The sequence below is a fragment of the Pseudomonas sp. H11T01 genome, from assembly GCF_048515765.1.
In the GTDB taxonomy this organism is placed as follows: Bacteria; Pseudomonadota; Gammaproteobacteria; order Pseudomonadales; family Pseudomonadaceae; genus Aquipseudomonas.
This window is the reverse complement of sequence record NZ_JBLYED010000007.1, coordinates 123534-147369: the sequence shown is the minus strand read 5'-3', so window position 1 is coordinate 147369 and position 23836 is coordinate 123534. Positions and strand designations below refer to the sequence as shown.

16 protein-coding genes and 1 pseudogene are annotated in these 23836 nt (G+C 59.5%); 5 read left to right on the top strand and 12 right to left on the bottom strand.

Going from position 1 to position 23836, the window contains the following annotated elements; genetic code table 11:
* Positions 1-206: 206 nt before the first annotated feature.
* From ACN1C3_RS11670 to ACN1C3_RS11620, 11 genes and pseudogenes are all read right to left on the bottom strand, one after another.
* Complete coding sequence (locus ACN1C3_RS11670) at positions 207-830, bottom strand: glutathione S-transferase family protein (protein WP_419115958.1); 624 nt, start codon at positions 828-830, stop codon at positions 207-209.
* Between the two features lie 73 nt (positions 831-903).
* On the bottom strand, positions 904-1365 hold the full coding sequence (locus tag ACN1C3_RS11665) for a MarR family winged helix-turn-helix transcriptional regulator (RefSeq protein WP_419115957.1): 462 nt from the start codon (positions 1363-1365) through the stop codon (positions 904-906).
* Between the two features lie 457 nt (positions 1366-1822).
* Positions 1823-3942, bottom strand: a pseudogene (locus tag ACN1C3_RS11660) (3-hydroxyacyl-CoA dehydrogenase NAD-binding domain-containing protein).
* Between the two features lie 72 nt (positions 3943-4014).
* Positions 4015-5793 (bottom strand): acyl-CoA dehydrogenase C-terminal domain-containing protein, encoded by a 1779-nt coding sequence (locus tag ACN1C3_RS11655; RefSeq protein ID WP_419115956.1) that lies wholly within the window; start codon positions 5791-5793, stop codon positions 4015-4017.
* 7 nt (positions 5794-5800) lie between these two features.
* Positions 5801-8293, bottom strand: coding sequence for an efflux RND transporter permease subunit (locus ACN1C3_RS11650; protein WP_419115955.1), 2493 nt, complete (start codon positions 8291-8293; stop codon positions 5801-5803).
* A 28-nt stretch (positions 8294-8321) separates the two neighbouring features.
* Positions 8322-9395, bottom strand: coding sequence for a WD40/YVTN/BNR-like repeat-containing protein (locus ACN1C3_RS11645; protein ID WP_419115954.1), 1074 nt, complete (start codon positions 9393-9395; stop codon positions 8322-8324).
* A 107-nt stretch (positions 9396-9502) separates the two neighbouring features.
* Positions 9503-10861, bottom strand: a complete 1359-nt coding sequence (locus ACN1C3_RS11640; RefSeq protein ID WP_419115953.1) for a DUF1329 domain-containing protein — start codon at positions 10859-10861, stop codon at positions 9503-9505.
* A gap of 40 nt (positions 10862-10901) precedes the next feature.
* On the bottom strand, positions 10902-12908 hold the full coding sequence (locus ACN1C3_RS11635; protein ID WP_419115952.1) for a DUF1302 domain-containing protein: 2007 nt from the start codon (positions 12906-12908) through the stop codon (positions 10902-10904).
* 251 nt (positions 12909-13159) lie between these two features.
* Complete coding sequence (locus tag ACN1C3_RS11630; RefSeq protein ID WP_419115951.1) at positions 13160-13636, bottom strand: 2,4'-dihydroxyacetophenone dioxygenase family protein; 477 nt, start codon at positions 13634-13636, stop codon at positions 13160-13162.
* Positions 13637-13751: 115 nt separating this feature from the next.
* Complete coding sequence (locus tag ACN1C3_RS11625) at positions 13752-14621, bottom strand: TauD/TfdA dioxygenase family protein (protein WP_419116097.1); 870 nt, start codon at positions 14619-14621, stop codon at positions 13752-13754.
* 271 nt (positions 14622-14892) lie between these two features.
* Positions 14893-16194: an AraC family transcriptional regulator gene (locus ACN1C3_RS11620; protein ID WP_419115950.1), complete on the bottom strand. Its 1302-nt coding sequence runs from the start codon at positions 16192-16194 to the stop codon at positions 14893-14895.
* On the opposite strand from ACN1C3_RS11620, the gene ACN1C3_RS11615 reads away from it, so the two are divergent.
* The 4 genes from ACN1C3_RS11615 to ACN1C3_RS11600 all read left to right on the top strand — a co-directional run bounded on the left by ACN1C3_RS11615 (position 16147) and on the right by ACN1C3_RS11600 (position 21296).
* Positions 16147-17076 (top strand): alpha/beta fold hydrolase, encoded by a 930-nt coding sequence (locus ACN1C3_RS11615; protein ID WP_419115949.1) that lies wholly within the window; start codon positions 16147-16149, stop codon positions 17074-17076. The two genes, ACN1C3_RS11620 and ACN1C3_RS11615, sit on opposite strands and share 48 nt — an antisense overlap.
* A gap of 37 nt (positions 17077-17113) precedes the next feature.
* Positions 17114-18769 carry a 3-(methylthio)propionyl-CoA ligase gene (locus tag ACN1C3_RS11610; protein ID WP_419115948.1) on the top strand — a complete coding sequence of 552 codons (1656 nt, stop codon included), beginning with the start codon at positions 17114-17116 and terminating at the stop codon, positions 18767-18769.
* A gap of 141 nt (positions 18770-18910) precedes the next feature.
* Positions 18911-20227: an MFS transporter gene (locus ACN1C3_RS11605; protein WP_419115947.1), complete on the top strand. Its 1317-nt coding sequence runs from the start codon at positions 18911-18913 to the stop codon at positions 20225-20227.
* 58 nt (positions 20228-20285) lie between these two features.
* Entirely contained in the window at positions 20286-21296 is a 1011-nt protein-coding gene (locus tag ACN1C3_RS11600; RefSeq protein ID WP_419115946.1) for a YeiH family protein, read from the top strand.
* Positions 21297-21637: 341 nt separating this feature from the next.
* On the opposite strand, the gene ACN1C3_RS11595 is transcribed toward ACN1C3_RS11600, so the two are convergent.
* Positions 21638-22585 carry an AraC family transcriptional regulator N-terminal domain-containing protein gene (locus tag ACN1C3_RS11595; protein WP_419115945.1) on the bottom strand — a complete coding sequence of 316 codons (948 nt, stop codon included), beginning with the start codon at positions 22583-22585 and terminating at the stop codon, positions 21638-21640.
* A 167-nt stretch (positions 22586-22752) separates the two neighbouring features.
* On the opposite strand from ACN1C3_RS11595, the gene ACN1C3_RS11590 reads away from it, so the two are divergent.
* On the top strand, positions 22753-23802 hold the full coding sequence (locus ACN1C3_RS11590; protein WP_419115944.1) for an NAD(P)-dependent alcohol dehydrogenase: 1050 nt from the start codon (positions 22753-22755) through the stop codon (positions 23800-23802).
* Positions 23803-23836: the final 34 nt, after the last annotated feature.

Genomic DNA, 23836 nt, shown 5'->3' with positions numbered 1-23836 from the left:
CCTGAGTTGGTACTTCCTAGACGAGGGAATAAGTCTCCGAGCGGCGAGCGGCGAGGCTCCGGTTGTTCGGATATGCCTCTCGAGACCATCGCAAGAGTCCTGGACCTACTCAGTCGCCGGTTCCTCTTCCTCTATTAAGTCCACGCTAGATACATGCCACGACCAGGTCAGCCATTTAACAGCTTCCGGACGCAAATATGGTCAGTTCACTGCGGGCTGAATGCCTGAAATCCTCTGACCACGGATGGTCGAACCGATACCATCTCGTACCAGCGGCGAAGGTTGGGCAAGCGATCCCACGGGATGTCTGTATCCACTGACGACATGATGCTGTAGGCCGCGATATCCGCGATGGAGAAACAGCTTCCCCCCATGTAAGCATCAGCACTGACGAACTGCTCAGCCATCTCAATTGACGAAAGCATACGCTCGACCAGACGCGCGGAGCCATCGGAGAGACCCTGGCCACGAAGGAAGAACGCAGAATGGCTAGGTGCGATTACATCAGTCAAAAAGAAGAAGAAGCGCTCATACACAGTAGCTCTGTGGTCAGCGGCAATGGGCAAGAGCCGTTCTGGAGCCTTTTCGGCAGCGTAGAAGATTATCGCGTTCGACTGAGTGAGCACAAAGAGAGTCTCATCGCCCTTTCGTTCGACCAATACCGGGACCTTTCCAGCCGGATTCAGGGACAAATGATCCGCCCCTTGATGCTGGCCTTTTGACAAATCTACCAGGCGGGCCGTGTACGCCAGCCCCGCCTCTTCAAGGGCGATTGCTGCCCGGATGCAATTGCCCGTGGGCGCACCGTGCAATTCCAATATGGAGTTCATGAAGTACTTCTTCCTCCTTGCTGGCTCAGTTCACAAGAAACGCATTGCTAACAACATGTCAATTCGTTGCAGTTCAGTCATCAGATAAACCGCCCGCTATATCGCCGACTCTCACACAAGCCAGATCCTGCCGCAGCGAGGTTACTTTTTCAGTGCCGTTCAATTGCTCAAACTGTCGTTGAGCCTCTTCCCAGAGAGGAGCAGCCCTTTCGAACAAGTTCCTGCCTTCCTCGGTTAGCGCTACAAGGCGACTTCTACCATCAGATGGCGAGGGGCTGACCGAGATCAATCCGCCGCGCTCCAAAAAGCCCGTCATTTTGCCCATCGCCGTCCGCTCGATATCGAGCCGCTCAGCAAGGGTATTGATTGCAGCACTCCCCAACTCATCGAGAGCTGCCAAGGTAAGGAACTGGGTTATTCGGAGCCCCGATGGCTCAAGGTGCGCATCGTAGAAGCGAGAGATCTGCCGGCTCGCCTTCCTTATTGCGGAACAATTGCACTGGTCGATCCCTAACGGTTGGTTAACCGGCAGCATCTCTATATTTCCTCTCTACTACTGATGATTACTTAAGCCTCGTGCGTACTGGTCACGCATTTTCAACACAATCGGTTGTTTTCTGTCCTTCGCGACAGGCAGAAATCGGCCGATTCTGTTGAAAAAGTCGGCTATGGTTTCCACGGCAGAAAAGTACGCGCTTGAGATTGAAATATTTACTTTGAGCAGAGGATTCCGGGCTCGGATTTCACGTAGCAGCGTGCAAAAAAGACGTTTTCACCAGTCAATGACCAGCTAGTTTGGGCAGACCGACTTTTTCAACAGAATCGGCCAAAAGCAGACGTTCAAATCGCCAAGCGAGTAGGCTAGGACAGGCCCGAGGGTTGCATCTGATTTAGCGCTACTAGTAGGGACTAATGGAACCTCTACGGGTAACAATGCGGACGATCAGCGCGAATGGCAGCCAATTTGCGATGGCCGCCAATGGCCGCAAAGATCAGATACGTTCGACGCCGGTCTTGCCAGATGCGACCAGGCGCTCCAGCAAATGTGCTGGCTCGAACCACATGGCTCCATAGGCACCCAGTACCTCTCGGTAATGACCGATTCGCTCCAGCAAATGTGCAAGCCCCAACCCTTCGGCGTAATGCATCGCCCACCGCGCCAGGCCGGGAAGCCGTAGCCATTGATCCAGACCAGATCGATGTCGCTGCTGCGCTGGGCGATGCCTTCGTCGAGCAACCGGATACCTTCATTGATCAGCATAAACAGGCAGCGATCGTGGATTTCCTGATCGCTGATCACTCGGCGCTGGATGCCCAACTCACCAGCGATTTTCTCGGCCAGTGCGACCACTTCCGTATCATCCTTGCGCTCGCGACCTTCATAGAGGTAATAGCCGCGATTTGTTTTCTGACCGAAACGGCCGAGAGCGTAGAGCGCATCGGCAAGTTTGCAGTAACCGGGATCATGAGCAATGACCTCACGGCGCGACTCGCGCACCAGGTAGCTGACATCGATGCCCGCCAGATCGTGCATGGCAAACACGCCCATCGCCATGCCAAGACTTGTGAGCACATTGTCAATCTGCGCAGGCGTGGCGCCTTCCAGCAGCAGACGGTGCGCCTCGCGGGAGTAAGGTTCGAGCATGCGGTTGCCGATGAAGCCGAAACACACCCCGGAAACCACCGGGATCTTGCCAATGCGCTTGGCCACTTTCAGCGTGGTGGCCAGGACATCGGCAGCCGTGGCCGCGCCGCGCACTACTTCAAGCAGGCGCATGACATTGGCCGGACTGAAGAAATGCAGACCGACGACGTCCTGTGGACGGCGCGTAACGACGGCAATGGCGTCGACATCCAGGGTGGAGGTATTGCTGGCGAGAATCGCGCCGACCTTGCACACCTCGTCCAGAGTACGAAACACCTGCTGCTTGATTGCCAGGTTCTCGAACACCGCCTCGATGACCAGATCAGCGTCGGCTATATCGGAATAATCCAGAGTGCCGTGGATCAGCGCCAGTCGCTGTTCCATCTGCTCGGCGGTGACCTTGCCGCGCTTGACGCTGGTTTCGTAGTTCTTGCGAATCAGCGCCAGACCACGCTCCAGGGCATCGGCCTTGAGTTCCAATAGCGTAACCGCCATGCCCGAGTTGGCGAAGTTCATGGCAATCCCTCCGCCCATGGTGCCGGCACCAATGACCGCGACCCGGTTGACCGGACGAATCGACGTGCCGGCGTCCAGCCCCGGCAACTTGTCGACTTCACGCTCGGCGAAGAACACATGGCGCAGGGCCTCGGACTCGGTGGAAGCCTCGGCCTCTTTGAACAACTCGCCCTCGCGGGCCAGGCCCTCGGCAAGCGGCAGATTACAGGCTGCTTCAATTGCCGCCACCACCCGCTGCGGCGCGCTCTGGCCTTTCCAGTGCGACTGATTCGCCGTGCGGTAGTCGGTGAAATAGTCCGGCAGCAAGGCTGCGCCCGGGTTTGGGTGCGGCCAGTTCGGGCGGCACGGGCGGCCCGGCGCCTGCCTGGGAATCAGTGCTGCGGCCAATGCCTTGGCCGTTTCGAGCAAGCTATCCGCGGAGGGTGCCACCCAATCGAGCAGCCCCAGCACCTGTGCTCGATGGGTGCCGATCGGTTCGCCGGACGCAATAAATTTCAGCGCCGCAGCGGCGCCAATCAGACGCGGTAAACGTTGCGTACCGCCAGCGCCGGGCAGCAAGCCAAGCTTGATTTCCGGCAGGCCCAGGCGCGCGCCGGCTTCAGCCACCCGGTAACCGCAGGCCATGGCGAGCTCAAGCCCACCGCCCAATGCCAGCCCACCGATGGCGGCGATTAACGGTTTGTCTAGTTCGGTCAGACGGATCAGCAGACTTGGCAGGTCCGGCTTGGCGGAGGACGCTGGGCTACCAAACTCTGATATGTCAGCGCCGGCGCTAAACACAGAACCTTCGCCGTGGAGAATAATCGCTTTTACGCTGGGGTCCGCGGCGGCGCGTTCACAGGCCTCCAGCAATTGTTCGCGCAAGGCCTGGCCGAGAGCGTTGACAGGAGCACTGGCGAGGCCGATCAAGGCCAGCGGACCTTCGCAGCGATAATTGATTAAGCTATTCATATGTGATCTCTCTGTCGGATGAAGCAAATAAGCTGTCTTCACCCAGTTGGTTCTTCCTGAAACTGATCATGTTCAGAACTGAGCGGCATCCAGCGAATAGAGGCTGTCACTACCAGCCTTGACCGAGGCGCTGAGCGAGTGGATACGTGGTAGCAAGCGAGCGAAATAGAAGCGTGCGGTGGCCAGTTTGCTCGTATAAAAATCGTCCTTGGAAGGTGGGCTCATGGCGGCATTGGCCATGCGCGCCCACATGTAGGCGTACGCGGTGTAGCCAAACACGTGCAGGTACTCGACCGAGGCCGCGCCGATTTCATTGGGGTTTTGCTGGGCGCGGTCGAGCAGCCACGCGGTCAACTCGTCGAGGGTGTCGACGGCGGCGTTCAATGGCTTGGTGAACTCGCCCAGATCAGCGCAGGCATTGGCGGTGAAGTTGCGGATTTCCGAGGCGAACAGGCGGTAGAGCGCCCCGCCGCTGCCGACGATCTTGCGCCCGGCCAGGTCCAGGGACTGGATGCCGTTGGTGCCTTCGTAGATCTGGGTGATACGCACGTCACGCACCAGTTGCTCCTGACCCCACTCGCGAATGAAGCCATGGCCACCAAAAACCATCTGCCCGTGCAGGGTGGTTTCCAGGCCCATGTCGGTGAGAAACGCCTTGGCCACCGGCGTCAGCAACGCCACCAGTTCCTGGGCGCGGGTGCGGGTGATGTCGTCTTCGCTGTACTTGGCGATGTCCAGTTGCAAAGCCACATAGCTGGAGAAGGCACGTCCACCTTCATTCAAGGCCTTCATGGTCAGCAACATACGGCGCACGTCCGGGTGCACGATGATCGGATCAGCGGATTTTTCACTCTCCTGTGGACCCGTCGGGGCACGGCTCTGAATACGCTCGCGGGCATACTCGACAGCGTTCTGATAGGAGCGCTCGCCTTGTGCCAGGCCCTGGATACCGACACCCAGACGCTCGTAGTTCATCATGGTGAACATCGCCGCCAGGCCCTTGTTCGGCGCGTCGACGATCCAGCCGGTGGCGCCGTCGAAGTTCATCACGCAGGTGGCCGAGGCCTTGATGCCCATCTTGTGTTCGATGGAGCCGCAGGACAGCGAGTTGCGTTCACCTAGCGAACCGTCGGCATTGACCAGCACTTTGGGCACCAGAAACAGCGAAATGCCTTTCGCCCCGGCGGGAGCACCTGGCAGTTTGGCCAGCACCAGGTGGATGATGTTTTCACTCAGATCATGTTCGCCGCCGCTGATGAAAATCTTGCTGCCGCGGATTGTGTAGCTGCCATCCGCCTGGCGCTCGGCCTTGGTGCGGATCAACCCCAGATCGGTGCCGGCGTGGGCCTCGGTCAGGCACATCGAACCGCTCCAGGTGCCGGCGTACATGTTTGGCAGATAGCGTTCCTTGAGCTCTTGGCTGGCGTGGGCCTTGAGTGCCAGGCAAGCACCCGCTGTCAGCATCGGGTACAGGCCGAACGACAGATTGGCCGAGTTGACCATTTCTTCAATCTGGGCGGAGATCGCCTTGGGCATGCCCATGCCGCCAAACTCCGGATCGCCACCGACGCCGCCCCAGCCACCTTCGGCAAAAGCCCGATAGGCTGCCGGAAAACCGTCCGGCGTGGTCACTGCACCGTCGTTCCAGGTGCAGCCTTGCTCGTCGCCACTGCGTAACAGCGGGGCGATGATATCTGTGCTGATCTTGCCGGCCTCTTCAAGGATCGCGGCTGCCGTCTCTTCGTCGATCACCTCGGCCAACCCGGGCAATTGAGTCCAGAGTCTGGACACTTCAAAGACTTCATTGAGAACGAAGCGCATGTCGCGCAGGGGGGCTTTGTAAACAGACATGATTGGCTCACTCGGACATTGTGAGGGCATGTGGCACGCCCGGTTTGTTGGAATTGTCGGTATCGCTGGTTTGCCTTCCCGGTTCAGCCGGCGCAGCTCGATGCTTCAGAGAGGGCCTACGCAGCAGGAAGTAAGACAAAGCCGGAATCAGGATCAGTGCACCGAGCATGTTCCACAGGAACATGAAGGTCAGCAGGATGCCCATGTCGGCCTGGAACTTGATCGGTGACCAGGCCCAGCTCACCACACCGGCAGCCAGCGTAATGCCCACCAGGCCGACCACCCGGCCGGTGAAGGCCACCGCGTTGCGGTAGGCTTCGGACAGCGGCATGCCGCTGCGCTGGAAGTGCAATTGCACGCTGAGCAGGTACAGCGCGTAGTCGACGCCAATGCCCACCCCGAGGGCGATCACCGGCAGGGTCGCGACTTTCACGCCGATGCCCATGGCGACCATCAAGGCCTCGCAGAGGATCGAGGTCAGTACCAGCGGCAGCAATGCCACCACCGTCGCGCGCCAGCTGCGGAAGGTGATCAGGCAGAACAGCGTCACCGCCAGGTACACGTACAGCAGCATGGTGTGGTTGGCTTCGCGCACCACGATATTGGTTGCCGCCTCGATGCCCGCAGTACCGGCGGCCAGCAGGAACTGGCGATCCGGGGTGCTGTTTTCCCTAGCGAACTTGTCGGCGATCGCCACCACCGCGTCCAGGGTTTCGGCCTTGTGGTCCTTGAGGTAGGCAATGACCGGCATCAGCGAGCAGTTGTTGTTGAACAGCTCCGGCGCATTGACCGAGGCCTGTTGCGCGCCGTAGTTCAACACGTCCTGGTTACGCTGGATGTTGTTGAGCTTGGGGTTGCCCTCGAAAGACCCGGCAGTGATCTGGCGCACCGCATTGACCAGCGATGAGGTCGCTTGCACACCCGGGTATTGCTGCAGTTCCCAGGCCAGGCGGTCGGCCAGGACCAGCGTCTGATAATTCAGGCAACCTTCGGCCGGGGTCTTGATCATGACCGCGAACAGGTCGCTGGACAGCGCGTAGTGACCGGTGATGTAGGCGTTGTCGCGGTTGTAGCGCGAGTCGGCACGCAGCTCCGGGGCACCACTGTCGAGGTCGCCGATCTTCAGATGCGTACTGACCGCGAAACCGGCTATACCCAGCACCAGGGCACCGAGCACAGTGCCAATAGCCCACTTGCGGGTGGTGAAGCGGTCGAGCATGTCCCACAACTTGCCGAAGCCACTATGCTCGGCAGCGCGGTTGTCGATCTTCAAGGCGCGCTCGGCGGCCTTCTTGCCAACGCCGACGTACGACAGCGCCACCGGCATCAGCAACAGTGAGGTGAAGATCAACACAGCCACACCGATACTGGCGGTAATGGCCAGGTCCTGGATCACCGGGATGTCAATCAGCATCAACACGGCGAAGCCCACCGCATCGGCCAACAGCGCAGTGACCCCGGCGATGAACAGACGGCGGAAGGTGTAGCGTGCCGCGATCAGTTTATGGGTGCCGCGGGCGATGTCCTGCATGATGCCGTTCATCTTCTGCGCGGCATGGGACACGCCGATGGCGAAGATCAGGAACGGTATCAGCACAGAGTACGGATCGATGGCGTAACCCAGCCAGGCGACGATGCCCAACTGCCAGACCACCGCCGTCAGCGAGCAGAAGATCACCAGCAGGGTGCTGCGGATACAACGGGTGTAGCAGTAGATGATGGCGAACGAGGTGACCACGGCCAGGCCGAAGAACATCATCACCTGGATCAGGCCGTCGATCAGGTCGCCGACCAACTTGGCGAAGCCGATCACGTGGACCTTGTACTTGCCGGAGCCCTCCTTGTCATGCATTTGCCTTTCAAGTTTCGTGGCGAACGTGTGGTAGTCGATGCTGTGACCGGTCGCCGAAGCGGTGTCGAGCAACGGCACGATCAACATGGTGGACTTGAAGTCGCTGGCCACCAGGCTGCCGACGATGCCGGCACGGTTGATGTTCTGGCGCAGATGTTCGATATCCGCAGGCGTGCCCTGATAGGTATCGGGCATCACCGGGCCACCCTGGAAACCTTCCTCGGTGACTTCGGTCCAGCGTACCGCCGGGCTCCACAATGACTTCATCCAGGCACGGTCGACGCCTTCGGTGAGGAACAGTTCGTCGTTGACCTGTTTGAGCACGTTCAGGTAGTCGGGGTCGAAGATGTCGCCCTCGGTGTTTTCGACCACCACCCGCACCGAGCTGCCCAGGCCGCGCAAGGACTTGCGGTTTTCCAGGAAGTTCTTGATGTACGGCTGGCTCTGCGGAATCATCTTCTCGAAGCTGGGACGCAGCTCCAGGCGGGTCGCCATCATGTAACCCAGCACCAGGGTGATCACTGCCATGAGCAACATGAACAGGGGACGGTGATTGAAGACCCACCTTTCCAGTGGGTTACCGGTGCTTCGATCGAAGTCTTGCAAATTGCAAATCACCGGCATCGTGTCTTGTTGGATATTGCCCATGTCTGGGTACCTCAAATTGATTCAGTTCTTATTCTTGTGAAAGCACGCGTGCACCACGGTTGCCGACCAACACCAGTGTGCCGTTGGCTGCCTGCACGGCGCCGGCAACCGGTGACGGGTTTTGCTGAGCCATCAATTTCAAGCCTTGCCCGCCATCCTGGCTGACCAACCGTTGCCCGGCCTGGGTAAACAGCTCGTAATGGCCGTCGGTGTCCAGGGTGGCGGCGGTGATGTTCACTTGCAGACCCGTATTGAGTGGGGTCCAGCTGGCGCCGCCATCGGTGCTGCGAAACACATGCCCGCGCAGGCCGTAGGCCAGGACTTCGCCAGGCTTGCCGACCACACCGAAAAAGCTGCCTTGATAAGGCGTTGGCAGGGACAGGAAACGCTGTTGCGCGGCATCGAATTTGAGCAGCAAGCCCTGTTCGCCGGCGATGTACAGCGCATCGCCGGCGGCGGCGATGGCATTGAGGTGCAGACCCTGCGGGTTATCGATACGGTCCTGGAACGGGGTCCAGTGCTTACCGCCGTCTTCAGTGCGCAGGATCAGATTGAACACGCCAACCACGTAACCGAGTTGGTCATTGGCGAACCAGACGTCGAGCAGCGGCTTGTCGGCGCCCTCTTTCGTCAACCGCTGGCCGTCTTCGACGAGCTGCGGCCATTGTTCATTGCCAGGTTCTGCTTGGGCCAGGGCGCCGTAGTGCTTGACCAGCAAGTCGCCGATCTGGCGGCCATCGAGTTGTTTGCTCCAGGTTGCGCCGGCATCGCTGCTGTGCAGCACGACGCCATCGCTACCCACGGACCAACCTTGTTGCGGCGTAGGAAAGGACACGGCATTGAAGTCGGCACTGACCGGCACGCTGGCCTGAAGCCAGTTCTTGCCGGAGTCGTCGGAGTAGAGAATGTGACCACGCTGCCCAACAGCGACCAGGCGATCACCCGCGCGGGCCGTGGCCAGCAAGGGGCTGCGCACTGCCAGGGCACTGAGCCTGGCTGGCTGGTCCAGAACGTCAACGAAGTTGGCGGACTGGGCGATTCCCTGTGACAGTACCAGTGAGGCGCCCAGCGCTAGCAACAGGCACTTTTTGTAAGAACCCATACTGCATCCTCTTGAGAAAACTGCGCCGGGGGCGCACGGCACACTCCGGCATTGGAGTCAGGCGCCCAGGTATGAGTGGATCACCTGGACGCTTTATCACAGAGTGCTTAGCGGATGCCTGCACCGGCCAGGGACTCAGGCGACCACTGTGCCTTGGAGAGCGGCTCGATGTACTTGATGCCGCCGTACGGGCCTACCACACCATTGATGTTGTAGGACCCGCCGACCAGGTCGTAGATCATGAACGGCGTAGAGTCCGGCACCTGTTTGTCATAGCTCTGGCTGAGGAAGGCGAAGGAACCACGGTAGAGCTGACCATGTGCGTCGTACTGGTCGGAAGCCAGAGCTGTCCAGCTGTCTTCATCCAGGTAGAAGCGACGCTTCTGGTAGATGTGACGAGCACCGGCCTTGAGGTTGCCTTCAACGACCCACACACGGTGTTTCTCCCAACGCACAAAGTCGGGTGACAGGTGGTTAGGGGTGGTCAGCGACTTTTGATCCGCAACGTAGGTCAGCTTGTAGGTGTTGTAAGGCAGGATCATTTCCTGCTTGCCCACCAGCGTCCAGTCGTAGCGGTCCAGCGCGCCGTTGAACACGAATCCGTCGTCGAAGGTACCAGCACCGGCGGTACCGGGGTTAGGCGTGTCATAGGCCAGGCTGGGAGCCAACTTGACTCGCCGCTGGCCCGGCAGGTACTGCCAGGCGCGGCGTGGTTGTTGCAACGGGTCGGCGGCGTCCTTGATCATCAGCGCCTCGCCGGCACGGCGGGCAGGGCCGGTGTAAGACACCTTTATCTGGTAGTACACGTCGGCGCTGCTGATCGGCTGCGACAGGTTCTCGTAGATCGGGTAGCTAATAAACGTCTGTGCGGTAGTGGCCAGGCTTGGCACGCCTGCCGAGTCAACGTTCCAGGAATCATACTTGGTGCTGATGTTGACGCCCTGGTAGCGCAGCAGGAAGTTCCACATCGCCTCGGCACCGTTATGCGGGACCGGGAATGGCACACCAGGTAGAACGTTGTCGATGGCCAGGCCACCTTGCAGGGACTTGGCGCCGCTGGCGTTCTTCACGCTGTTGTCCAGGACAGCCTGGGGCAACGCTACGGTGCGGTGAGTCGGGTAGACATCAACGCGAAACGTGGGAAAGCGCTTGACCAGCTCAGCCGTGGTGGCAGTGAGCATGCCCTTGTACTGGTCGACGTTTTTGCCATCGATCACCAGCAGCGGCTTTTCGCTGGCAAAGGGGTCCGGACGCAGGGTGTCACCCGATTTGAAGTTGGCCGGCGCGGTGGTCAGGCCACCGGCGTAGGCAGGAATTGATCCATCGGCATTGGCGGCCTTTTCGGCGCCCACCAGTGTCAGGCTGCTGCCGAGCCTGGCAGCTTCTTCGGCGGTTACGGCCGCCTGCGCATGTGCGCCCAACGTCATGGCGACGGTAGCGGCCAGCAGAGTTTTGACGAATTTCATTTATTGTTCTCCTGCTTAAGTGGCTTAAGCGGTGGGTGAATCAAAAGGTGGTTTTCAGCGTCAGGTAAACCGCACCCCGGTCCGCAGTGGTTGCACCGCCGCCCGAGAAGGCCGAATAGCCACCGGCGAAGCAGGCATAGTTTTCGTTGCCACTGAAGGCGTTGGGGGTCGAGCCGTCGCCACTGCCGGCGTTGGCGGCACCTGTGCTGTTGCCGCTGACGTTGCACTTGTCAGTTTTGCCAAAGGAGTCCACGTACTTCAGGTCGACAAAGTATTTGTTGTACACAACGGCACCGACGCCAAAGGCATAGTTGCCGGTGTCCTTGGCACCGCCACCGGAAACCGGCGAGACACCGGCCAGACCGGCATTGACCGACATCGGCGCGTTGAGATCGACACCGGGGAACACCTGGTACCAGGTCGGTGTGAAGTTGACGGCGATACCCCAGTTGTCGCGGGTCGGCGCATCGATACCGCGGTAAGTGCTCTTGCCCTTGTAGAGGGCCGAGTTCTTGTCATCGAGCTTGAGCAGGTTGCTGTAATACAGTTCTGCGAGCAGCACGGCCTGGTCGTACACCGGCGTCTTGGGCAGGGTCATCAAGCCGTTGAGCGTCCAGCGCAACGTTTCGCCGGTGGCGCTCATGCTGTCGCCGTTGTGCGGGGCGTCGTAGATGATGCCGGTGGCCGCAGTACGTGCCGGCAACAGGCCAAGACCTTGCCCGAAGCCCAGTGGGCTGGTGGTACTGACAATGGCCGGGATACTGGCCAGCGGCATGTTTTCGCGAATGTTCAGGTCGCTGCCGACACTGATGCCGCCGAAATCCTTGGACAGGCTCAAACCGTAGATATCGACGTCGTCGGAGTACGCCAGTTGATAGGTAGCGGTGCTCAACGAATTCAGCGTGTTGACAACAGCCGGCACCTGGCCCGCCGGACGCGTGCCATTGGGGTTGGCCGAGGTGACCCCGCGAGTGTCGAGCCAGGCCTGCGGCAGGATGTCCGAGGTCTTGCGGTAGTAGACGCCGAGGGTGCCGTCCAGCCACTCCGGTGACCACTTGGCCATTACGCCCCAGTCGCCTTGATTGCCAGGGGTCAGGTCGTGGCCACGACGCACGTTGGTCAGTGCGTTGCAGGGGGCGACACCGCAACCGAGCGGGCTGCCCGGCGTGATGGAGTTGGTGTTGCCCAGCAGGAACGACTGAGCACCGAAGCCCACCAGGTCGGAACCGCCATAGTAGGTGCCGGCCTCAGGCAGGCGGGCGGCATTCCAGTCCAGGAAATACTGGGCCCCTACGGTCAACTCGGGGTTGACGGTGAACGACATCGACAGCTGGTTACGCGGGACGAACAGCTCCTTGGCTTCAGTACCCGGCGATGCTGCGAGCTTGGCCAGGTCCAGGCCGGACTGGCCGTAGCTGATCGAATGCACCGGGTTGAGAATGGTCTCGCCCCAGAACACGTTGTGTTGACCGGCCTTGACACTTAACAGGGATTCTTCGCCGACTTCCGTGCTGTAGAACACGAAGGCATCGAGAATTTCACCCGACGGGCCGGTGTAATAGCGCTGGGCGTAGTTGCTCAGATGCGGGCTACCAGAGCCGACGTTGTCGTTGGTGACAGCGGCCAGGCGGGGGTCGTTGAGAATCAGGCCCGAGGTATCGCCATTGCCGTTAATGAAAGGATTGGCACTGGTGCCGGTATTCTCATAGGCCTTGTCGTACCAGCTGGCGGCGCTGACACGAAAGCCCATGTTCTGCTTGTAAACAACATCCATCTCGGTCAACAGGTCGACACGGTTGGTGATGTTGGTACCGGCGTGGCGGAAGTTGTAATCGCCGTCATTGTTGTTCGGCGAGTCGAGCATGCGATTGTCGGCGTTTTCTGTGCGTACGCCGTAGTTGTACTTGACGGTGTTGTCCAGGCGCACCGACCAATCCGGGCTTGCGGTATCGAACTCGAACGCATGGGCGACCGGCATGAATGCAACGAGAATAGGTGTTGTGGCCAGCAGACTGCGACGCAGGGTGAAGGGCTGACTGTGTTTCATATAGCTAGCTCCACTTTTTATTATTGTTAGGGATGCTTGGATCGACGAAATCCCGCCCACGGCCTGACAGACAGGAACTGACTGGTCGACACCAGAGATCGCTGTCGTTGAACCTGACACCTGTTACCGGCAAGCAGCAGAAAGGACGTAGTAACCTGACACCCGAGCAGTTAATTGAATCGCTCGGTCAAGATGAGCGGCCTCGACACCAGCTTCGTGGATAGCTATCGGTGTCGAGGGCCCGTTTTGGCTTAGTGGAAGGCCGTGAGATCCTGTGGTTCGATCCCGTTCGCCTCGCAGTAATCCAGGTAGCGCTGAAGTGAGGTTTTCCAGTTCTCGATGGCCATGACCTTGTCGTTTTCATCGACGAAGATGAGGTCTCCGCTCACGATCACCAGCGTCACCATGTATTCACCGCCTTCAGTGCTGACCACTTCCGGCTGGTGAGTGGATGCGGCGGTCTCATAGACAACGCTGCCCGGCCCGGCGATCCAGTCGTGCTCTTTGTACTTCCAATGGCCTTCCATGGTGTACACGATGACGGTGCCAGAGTGATGGTGCTTGGGCAGTACCATGTCGATGGGCGCCTTCATCATCACGATGATCTCGCCGCGAATAGGGTCGAGCTTGAAGTACTTCAGCAAGACGTTGTCTGCAAAAGGGGTGAAGGGAACCCAAGGCAACGATTCGCCGTGCATGACGGCAGTTTCAACTTGTTGAAAAAGCATGACTATCTCCGTTTCTATTGTTATTGCCAGAAGCTGACCGCTCGATTTGGCCGACGACGATGTAGGCGCTCGACTGACCCAGCACGAGGAGTAGACCCCCTGGAGATTGGGTGGATCAGTTAAGAGGGGTACCGGTCAATGTCGCGCGAAGCATCTTTCGCGGCGCATTGCCGTAATCGGCCACTGCGTAGTGCTGGCACAGCAGGTTGTCCCACATCGCGACGGTGTTGGGTCGCCACTTCAGGCGCACCTGGTATTCCGGAATCGCGGCCTGGGAGATCAGATAGTTCAACAGATTATTAGCTTCCGGCTTGAAGTCCTGGCCGCACCGGACGTCCCTGAAGGTGTAGAAGTTCGAGAAATGGGTGGTGAACGCCGAGTTGACGAACAACACTTTTTCGCCCGTCTCAGGATGGATAAGCACAACCGGATGCTCGGCGACAGGGTTCTTCGCGGCCATCGCGTGACGATCGGCGATCGGCATCTGGGCGAAAAAGGCGTGCTCGGCATCGTGCTTGGCGTACAAGCCATCGATGCGTTGCTTGATGGCGTCGGGCAGGTTTTCATAGGCCATCACCATGTTGGACCAAATGGTGTCGCCGCCGGCCTCCGGACCCAGTTCGCAGCGCAACACCGCGCCGCGAGGCGGTGCCTTCTTGAAGGTGACATCGGCATGCCAAAGGTTTTCGCGGCTGATCTTTTCGACCATGTTCTGCTTGTTGGGGTCGAGATTGCGGTACAGCATCAGCAACTTGTCCGCCTCCGGATGGCTAGGCGCAACGGGATGGGCTTCCAGTTCGGCGAATTGCGCCGCGAAATTCTGCTGCTCCATCGGAGTGATGTCCTGGTCGCGAAAGAACAGCACTTTGTGCTTGAGCCACAGAGCCCGGATCTCCGCGATCATTTCAGGGTCCTGGGCAGCGTCGGCCAGGCTGATGTTGCTGATCTCGGCGCCGATGTTCGGCGTGCAAAGCTCAACCTTGATCGAATGTTGAAGAGCCGAAGGACGGACAATCGCCGGTGATGGCGATGAACTGTTTTGGAAAGCTGTTTTTTTTATCATTGAAATCTCCAGTCTCTGGCGTACGCCGGCATGCAATCGCATGCCCGGCAAATCAGACAGGATCAAAGCGAGCCAGTGGCACCGATTCGGTTCCTTGGAGAGATGCTAGGGATTGCCGTCGCCGCAGCTTTTGCAAGACAGGACAACATATTGGCATTTTCGGACAACGAGGGCGGCTGGGTATCCGGCTTCGTCAATGCTTCCCGGGAGGGGACGGCGCCAGTTGGGTGGACCCAGCTGCCGCATGCGCACGATGCTGTATGGCCCATTCCGACGGGGATATGCCGAACTGGTGACGGAACCAGCGAGAGAAGTCGGCGCCTGATGAAAAACCCACCAAGCCCGCGATTTCGTAGAGCTTGCGCTTGCTGGTCAACAGGTACTCCTCGGCGAGTTCGACGCGCACCGCATTGACCACAGAAAGCCCACTCTCACCGACTTCCGCCAAGCGCCGATTGAGTGTGCGGCGATGCAACCCCAAGTGCTGGGCGACACGATCGACCGAACAGGTTCCGGTGGGCAGCAGTACCCTGATGACCTGGCGTGCCCGATCAAGAGGCTCATCACCCTGGTCCGCCAACTGCATGTCCAGCCAGCGCTTCACTTCTCGATTGAGCTTGGGTGTGGCTGCGGCAATGGGCAAGTCAACGTTGCGAGCCCGGCAGACAATGCCGTTGAACTCCTGCCCAAAGTCGATTGCCGTTCCGAGCACGCGGCGATGGACGTCCAGTCGGGCTGGTCGGTCATGGCTGAAACAGATGGCCACGGGTTTGAAAGCATCGTGCGCCAGTGCCCCATAGGACCGAGCAATAATGCCGGTTGAAATTTCGATCGCCTGGCGCAAAAGCCCTGGGTGTTTCTGCTGTATATCGACATGCAGAAGCACCAGGTCACCGGCGTCTTCAAGGCGCAATTGCACACCAGCGTTATGCAGCCGCATATAGCGCGCGGACGACTCCATCGCAGCGCGCAGGGTGGGTTCCTCGCGCATCATAAGGGCAAGCATGCCAAAGTCGGCCAGGTCTCGGCGTTCCGCCATGAGCAGGCCGAAGGCTTCCTGACCGGAAAGACGTGCCGACTCTTCCAGCAGCCAGCAGACCGAATAGCTGCTGATCAGCAGATTCGGATCTTCCAGCACGCGGGGTGGCAATTTGGCCAGCCGCAACATCCGGAACGGGTCCAGCCCGACTGCGTGGGCGATGGACGCATAGCCGGTCAAACTGGCACTGCGAATCAGGCTGGACATGCGGTCACCCCGTCCCGTTTTGATAAGTTGGTGTCCTGAATAGCCAAACTCAACCACCCCTATCTCGTCAAGCTCTTCCCATAAAACAACAATATGACGAGTACTGCGATGAATTTGGAACATCTCCAGAACCAGCCCCAGCGGGACGTAGACGCTCCGCATGCGTTCGCCCACAACTTCGTTGAGATCAACGGCATCCGGATGCACTACGTCGAGGAAGGCCAGGGCCCCCTGGTCATCCTCCTGCATGGATTCCCCTACCTCTGGTACATGTGGCGACGACAGATCCCGGCCTTGGCATCTGCTGGTTATCGGGTGGTCGCTCCTGACCTGCGAGGTTTCGGCATGTCCGACAGCCCAGCTGCGGTCGAGGCCTATGACATGAGCCAAGCGGTGGGTGACATCGTCTGCCTGATGGAGGCCCTGGGCGAAACCTCTGCGATCGTCGTCGGCCACGACCTCGGTGCCTGGGTAGCCCAGGCCTGCGCCATACTACGCCCCGAACTGTTTCGCGCACTGGTCATGCTGAACACCCCAGTGCCTCCGCGCGGCCGGACCAGGCCTACGGATGGGCTGCGGGCGATGGCCAAGGGCAAGGGCTACCACCACCTGTACTTCCAGCAGCTGGAAAAGCCCGACCGTGAACTGGCCGCCGACACGCGCAAGACCTTGCGCAGCATCTACTACTCGGTCTCGGGCGATGCAGTCGGTGCCGAGCGCTGGCGCCTATTCATCGAGCCGGATGAGCCCATCCTCAATGCGTTCACCGACCCTGCAACGTTCCCCGCCTGGTTGAGCCCGGAAGCGATTGACTACTACGTGGATGAGTACACCCGTGCCGGCTTCACCGGTCCCCTGAACTACTACCGCTGCCGCGACCGCAACTGGGAGATCTCCGCCTTTCTCGATGGCGCAGTGATAAGCCAGCCCAGCATGTTCATCGGTGGCGCCAACGACCCATCCCTCGAGCCGCCACAGATTCGCGGGCTGTATGAGCAACTCGACGCCTACCTGGTCGGGCTACGCAAGAAGGTACTGCTACCCGGCGTGGGCCATAGCGCGGCGGAAGAAAAGCCAGAGCAGATCAACGCGCTGCTTCTCGAGTTCCTCGAACAACTGGACGACAACTAAGTCGCTCCCTCGTTGGCTATGCGCCAAGGTATTTCACATGAACAACAATAAGAAGGTGTCCAACATGAATGGACTGATGCAGCAGCCGCCGCTGCTTATCTCGACGCTCCTCACCCATGCCGAGCGCCACCATGGCGACCAGGAGGTCGTCTCCCGACGCGTCGAAGGCGATATCCATCGACAAACCTATCGCGACCTCGGGCAGCGCGCGCGCCGCCTGGCCGATGCACTCGCCACACTCGGCGTCAGCTTTGGTGACCGCGTCGCTACGCTCGCCTGGAACGGCTACCGCCACATGGAGCTGTACTACGCCGTATCCGGCTCGGGTGCCGTGCTGCACACGCTGAATCCACGCTTGCATGCCGACCAGGTGCAGTGGATCGCCGACCACGCCGAGGACCGCGTCCTCTTCTTCGACCTGACCTTCCTGCCGCTGGTCGAATCCATCGCTTGCAAAGTCTCGACCATCACCCGTTTCGTGCTCATGACCGATCGAGCGCATATGCCGGCGATTACCTCGATCCCCGATCTGCTTTGCTACGAAGATTTGATCGAAACGCACGCCGATGACTTCGTATGGCCAACCTTCGATGAGAACAGCGCATCGTCGCTGTGCTACACCTCCGGTACCACTGGCAATCCCAAGGGCGTGCTCTACAGCCACCGCTCGACGCTTCTGCACACCTACGCCGCCGCCCTCCCCGACGCCTTGAACTGCTCGGCGCGCGACACCATCCTGCCGGTGGTGCCGATGTTCCATGTCAACGCCTGGGGTTTGCCGTACATAGCCTGCATGGTCGGCGCCAAGCTTGTATTCCCCGGGCCATTGCTCGACGGCGAATCGCTCTACGAGTTGTTCGAGGCGGAGAAAGTCACCCTGTCCGCCGGCGTGCCTACCGTCTGGCAAGGTCTGCTCGCCCATGTCGAGGCAACCGGCAAGACATTCTCGACCATGCGCCGGACGATAATCGGCGGCTCGGCCTGCCCTTCGACCATGATGGCGGCCTTCGAGGACCGCTATGACGTACAGGTGCTGCATGCCTGGGGCATGACCGAGCTGAGCCCGCTCGGGACCGTTTGCACCCCCAAGGCCAGGCATCTCGCCATGGACAGCGCCGAACGCCGCGCCCTGCAGGCCAAACAGGGCCGGGTCGTGTACGGCTTGGACATGAAGATCGTCGGCAAAGATGGCAAGGAACTCCCCCACGACGGCAAGACCTCGGGGGAGCTGATGGTGCGCGGCCCCTGGATCATCTCCTCTTACTTCAAGAGCGACGCTGGCGATCCGCTGGTAGATGGCTGGTTCCCGACAGGCGATGTCTCGACCATCGATGCCGAGGGTTTCATGCAGATCACCGACCGCAGCAAGGATGTCATCAAGTCAGGAGGTGAGTGGATCGGTTCCATTGATCTGGAAAACATCGCCATGGCCCACCCGGCGGTTGCGATGGCCGCGTGTATTGCGGCCCACCATCCGAAGTGGGATGAACGCCCGCTCCTGGTCGTGACCCGCAAGCCCGGCAGCGAACTTTCGCGCGACGAATTGCTTGGCTTCTATGAAGGCAAGATTGCCAGATGGTGGACCCCGGATGATGTGGTATTCGTCGACAGCATCCCGCTCGGCGCGACCGGCAAGATGCTGAAGAACAAGCTTCGCGAGATATTCCAGGACTACCGACTGCCCACCGCCTGAGGGCCGGCCTCTCTCAACGCGCTCGGGCGGGTAGTGACACGTTCCCATGCTTGCCCGACCCGCCAGCTGGCCAAGTCCCGGTTCACGAGTCCGATCAGGGCCGTGCAATAACAACAAGAAGCGCAGACTCAAGGAAACGCCATGAATGTTCACCACGCCCTTACTGACAATATCGAAACCTCGACCATCAACGCGCCCCGACTGTATGCCTGGTGCGTATTTGCACTCAGTTTCGGTCTGCTGATTTCAGACTACATGTCGCGACAAGTGCTCAATGCAATCTTTCCACTGCTCAAATCCGAGTGGGCACTGAGCGACTCCCAGCTCGGCCTGCTGAGCGGCATCGTCGGTCTGATGGTGGGCCTGTTGACCGTACCCATGTCAATAATGGCCGACCGCTGGGGACGGGTCCGCAGCCTGGTGCTGATGGCCGCGATTTGGAGCCTGGCTACACTGGGCTCCGGCTTTGCACAAAATTACCAACACATGCTCCTCGCCAGGTCGTTGGTCGGCATCGGCGAGGCAGCCTATGCCAGCGTCGGCGTAGCTGTGGTGCTTTCCGTCTTTCCCAAGCAGATGCGTGCGACCCTCATCAGCACCTTCATGGCTGGCGCCATGTTTGGCTCAGTACTGGGCATGGCGCTGGGTGGCATCATCGCCGAGCACTTGGGCTGGCGCTCTGCTTTCATCGTCATGGCGACATTCGGCCTGACGCTCGCCATCATCTATCCACTGGTAGTAAAAGAGCGGCGCCTTGGCAACTGCGACAAGGCCGCAGGCCAATCCGCCGAAGCAAACGGCAAGAGTCCGCTACGCTCGCTGTTTGCCAGTCGTTCGGTCATCAGCGCCTATATTGGCAGCGGCCTGCAGATGTTCATCGGCGCCTCGTTGATAGCCTGGTTGCCCAGCTACCTGAACCGTTACTACCACATGGGCACCGATCGGGCTGGCATGATCTCCGCCGCCCTGATCCTGGCGGGTGGCGCCGGCATGATCCTCTGCGGCATCCTCAGCGACCGCCTGTGCCGCAAAGCTCCCGAGCGCAAGATTTCCCTGGCCGTCGCCTACTGCCTGATCACTAGCCTATTGCTGTCAGCGGCCATGCTGTTGCCCCCCGGAGTGGCACAACTGGTAGTCATCGCTCTGGCCATGCTGGTGGTCACTGGCACGTTTGGCCCCGCCGGCGCCGCCATCGCCAACTTGACCCACCCTTCGGTGCACGGCACGGCCTTTGCCATTCTGGCCTTGTCCAATAACCTGCTTGGCCAAGGGCCCGGCCCCTATGTCACGGGCCTGCTGGCTGACGCCTTTGGCCTTGATCGTGCTTTCCAGTTGATCCCACTGATCAGCATCGCAGCAGCCCTCGTGTTCTGCTACGGCAAGCGCCACTACCAACGCGATATCCAGAAACTGATGCCGACAGTCGCTGGTAGCACACCATCTGGAAGAAATTCATGAGCGCCCACATCAAGCTGCCTGCGGCACAACCACTGCCTTTCACCCAGGAGAGACCTGCATGAGCTCCGCAGCCATTGCTTCGCTGGGGGTACGCAGCCAGTTGCTGATGCCCGGCTTTATCGTCAGCGCCATGGTCGCCGCTGCGGCCACGTTCCTCTCCGAGCACTACGGCGCGCCGGTAATGCTATTCGCACTGTTGCTGGGCATGGCGATGAATTTTCTTTCCGGTGACGGGGTGTGCAAGCCGGGTATCGAGTTCACGGCCCGCGAGATCCTCCGGGTCGGTGTTGCGTTGCTTGGCATCCGTATCACCCTGGAGCAGATCGTTGCCCTTGGCTGGCAGCCGGTTGTGATGGTGGTGACGCTGGTGGTGGTGACGATCCTAGTGTCCATCGTCGCGGCTCGCGCCATGGGTTTCAGCACCTTGTTCGGCCTCCTGACCGGCGGCGCCACCGCCATTTGTGGCGCTTCGGCGGCCCTCGCCCTAGCGGCAGCGCTGCCCAGCCACGAGAAGAAAGAGCGGGCGACGCTGTTCACGGTCATTGGCGTTTCAGCGCTGTCCACCTTGGCAATGATCCTTTACCCGATGATCGCCCAGTATTTCAACCTGACGCCGTTGCATGCCGGCTTTTTCCTCGGCGGAACCATTCACGATGTGGCCCAGGTAGTTGGCGCCGGCTACAGCATGTCCCGTGAGACCGGCGACAGCGCCACGGTGGTGAAACTGATGCGCGTGGCGATGCTACTGCCGGTGATTCTGTGCGCGGCCATGATCACCCGCGCCCGCGGGGTCGAACCAGGCAGCAAGCGACCACCGCTCCTGCCCTGGTTCGCGGTGGGATTCGTAATCCTTGCCGCAGCCAACAGCACCGGGTTCATTCCTCAGGTGGTTCAGGACGCCGGCAACAGTCTGTCACGCTGGTGCCTGGTGATCGCCATCAGCGCATTAGGTATGAAGACGCAGCTCAAGGAGCTGGCCTCGGTGGGAATCAAACCCATTCTATTGATGGTCGGAGAAACCGTATTTCTTGGCGCACTGGTGCTGGCAATGCTGCACTGGGCCATGTAAACCGACCCCCTACGGGGTTATCGACGCTCTCGTCAAACAGAGCTTTTTGCCGCGTCGGAGTTGTGTACCAGTTGCTCCGTTACGCGGCATTTTTTATATCGAAATTTGCTTGCTCCGGCTTTCCTGCCGTGAGGAAGAGTTATGGAGGCTTGAGTAGTTGCCTCGGTTACCACCTGCATAGAAACATGACGCCATAACGCTGTGTCAGAGGTGTTTTTCTCCAGACGCAGCATAGCCGTCTCGCCCTCTTACGAATGGGTCGACTTCTGCCGGTCACGACAGGCAGAAATCGGCCAAAAGCGGTCTGTCATCAGATCTGGTGTGGCGAAGTCTGCAGGAAATTATCTACCGCTCTGGCGCAAACCAGAGCCGACCACTCGGCCACGCATCGCCGCGATGTCTCGCTTGGGGGGCACCCCAAACAATCGGGCATATTCGCGACTGAACTGGGAAGGACTTTCATAGCCGACCTTGAACGCTGCACTGGATGCGTCCTGATGTTCATTCAGCATTAATCGCCGCGCCTCGTTTAACCGCAGCCATTTCTGGTATTGCAGTGGGCTCATGGCGGTAAGGTGCCGGAAGTGATGATGAAATGTAGGTGTGCTCATTTGGACACGAGTCGCGAGCTCATCAACCCGAAGTGGCAGCGCGTAATTCAACTTTAGCCAGTCAATTGCCTTTGCAATCCGATAGCCCTGTCCATCCACGGAAGTGATCTGCCGAAGCCTGGCAGATTGGTCACCCTGCAACAGGCGGAAGTGAATCTCTCGCATGATCAAGGGTGCGAGTACGGGAATCGCTTCAGGCTCATCCAGCAGTGCCAGCAGGCGCTCAAACGATGCCCATAGGGTTGGCGTCGCGCAACTGATTCCTACGCCCTTCACAACCGATCGATCACGTGTCGGCGGCAAACCACCTTGGGTTACTAATTCGGCAAGCACGCGCAGGTCGAGCTTCATCGTAAAGCCCAAGCACGGCTTCTCCGGGCTTGCCTTCAACACCTCTGAATTGGCCGGCAAATCCAATGAGGTGATCAGAAAGTTCGAGGTGTCGTACGGGTACCCTTCTGCGCCGACCCACAATTGTTTCTCACCTTGGGCTACGACAACGATGCTCGGCTCCACCATGCAGATGGTCGGTGGCGCGGGATGTTCGCGCCGAAAGAAGCCAAGGCCCGCGATAGGCGATCCGTAGTCACCAGCTTTCGGTATCTGTGCGCTAATGATCTGCGCGAGAGCTTCCTGCGGTGATGTGTTTTGACCTGCGTTATCGTGTTTGATCGTCATGATTGTCCTACATCTCGTTGCCGCACTCTAACTCTGCGGCCCGACCTTTTCCCAGCTAAAAAATTAAAGCTCATAGGATCAGGCAAGTAATCCAGCGAAATGGACTTCAGGAAGGAAGCAAGCACAGGGAAACTGGTTATCCGATGTATCTAATGACGGAGCTTCCCATGCTTGTGAAAGCCTACGGCGCCCATGCAGGCGATAAACCCCTTGAGCCGATGCAGATCAACCGCCGCGATCCGGCAGCCCATGATGTTCAGATCGATATCGCCTTCTGTGGCATCTGCCATTCGGATTTGCACCAAGTCCGCGCCGAGTGGGCAGGCACGCAGTTCCCCTGCGTCCCGGGTCACGAAATCGTTGGCCGTGTATCGGCGGTAGGTGCGCATGTCTCAGACTTCAACGTGGGAGATCTTGTGGGTATCGGCTGTATCGTCGACAGTTGTAAACACTGTGACGACTGTGACTCGGGCCTGGAAAACTACTGCGACGGCATGGTCGGCACCTACAACTTCCCGACCCAGGACGAGCCCGGCTGGACGCTGGGCGGTTACTCACAAAACATCGTGGTGCACGAGCGCTACGTGCTGCGCATCCGCCACCCCGAAGTACAACTGGCCGCAGTCGCACCGCTGCTGTGCGCGGGCATTACCACCTATTCTCCGCTGCGTCACTGGAACGCCGGGCCGGGCAAGAAGATCGGCGTAGTCGGTATCGGTGGCCTGGGCCACATGGGCATTAAGCTCGCCCATGCGATGGGCGCTCACGTCGTGGCGTTCACCACCTCTGAAAACAAGCGCGAGGCGGCAAAGGCGTTAGGCGCCGATGAGGTCGTCGTATCGCGAAACCCTGAAGAAATGGCGGCACATACCAAGAGTTTCGACTTCATTCTCAACACCGTCGCAGCCCCCCACGATCTCGACGCCTTCCTGGTACTCCTCAAGCGCGACGGGGCGATGACCCTGGTCGGTGCGCCCGCATCACCCCATCCATCGCCCAATGTGTTCAACCTGATCATGAAGCGCCGAACGATTGCCGGCTCGATGATCGGTGGAATCCCGGAAACGCAGGAGATGCTGGATTTCTGCGCCGATCACGGCATCGTCGCCGACATCGAACTGGTTCGAGCAGACCAGATAAATGAATCCTACGAGCGAATGCTCAAGGGCGACGTCAAGTATCGCTTCGTGATCGACAACGCCACCTTGGTGGGTTGAGCGTCCGGTTTCAACGATGCCAATGGACAACTAT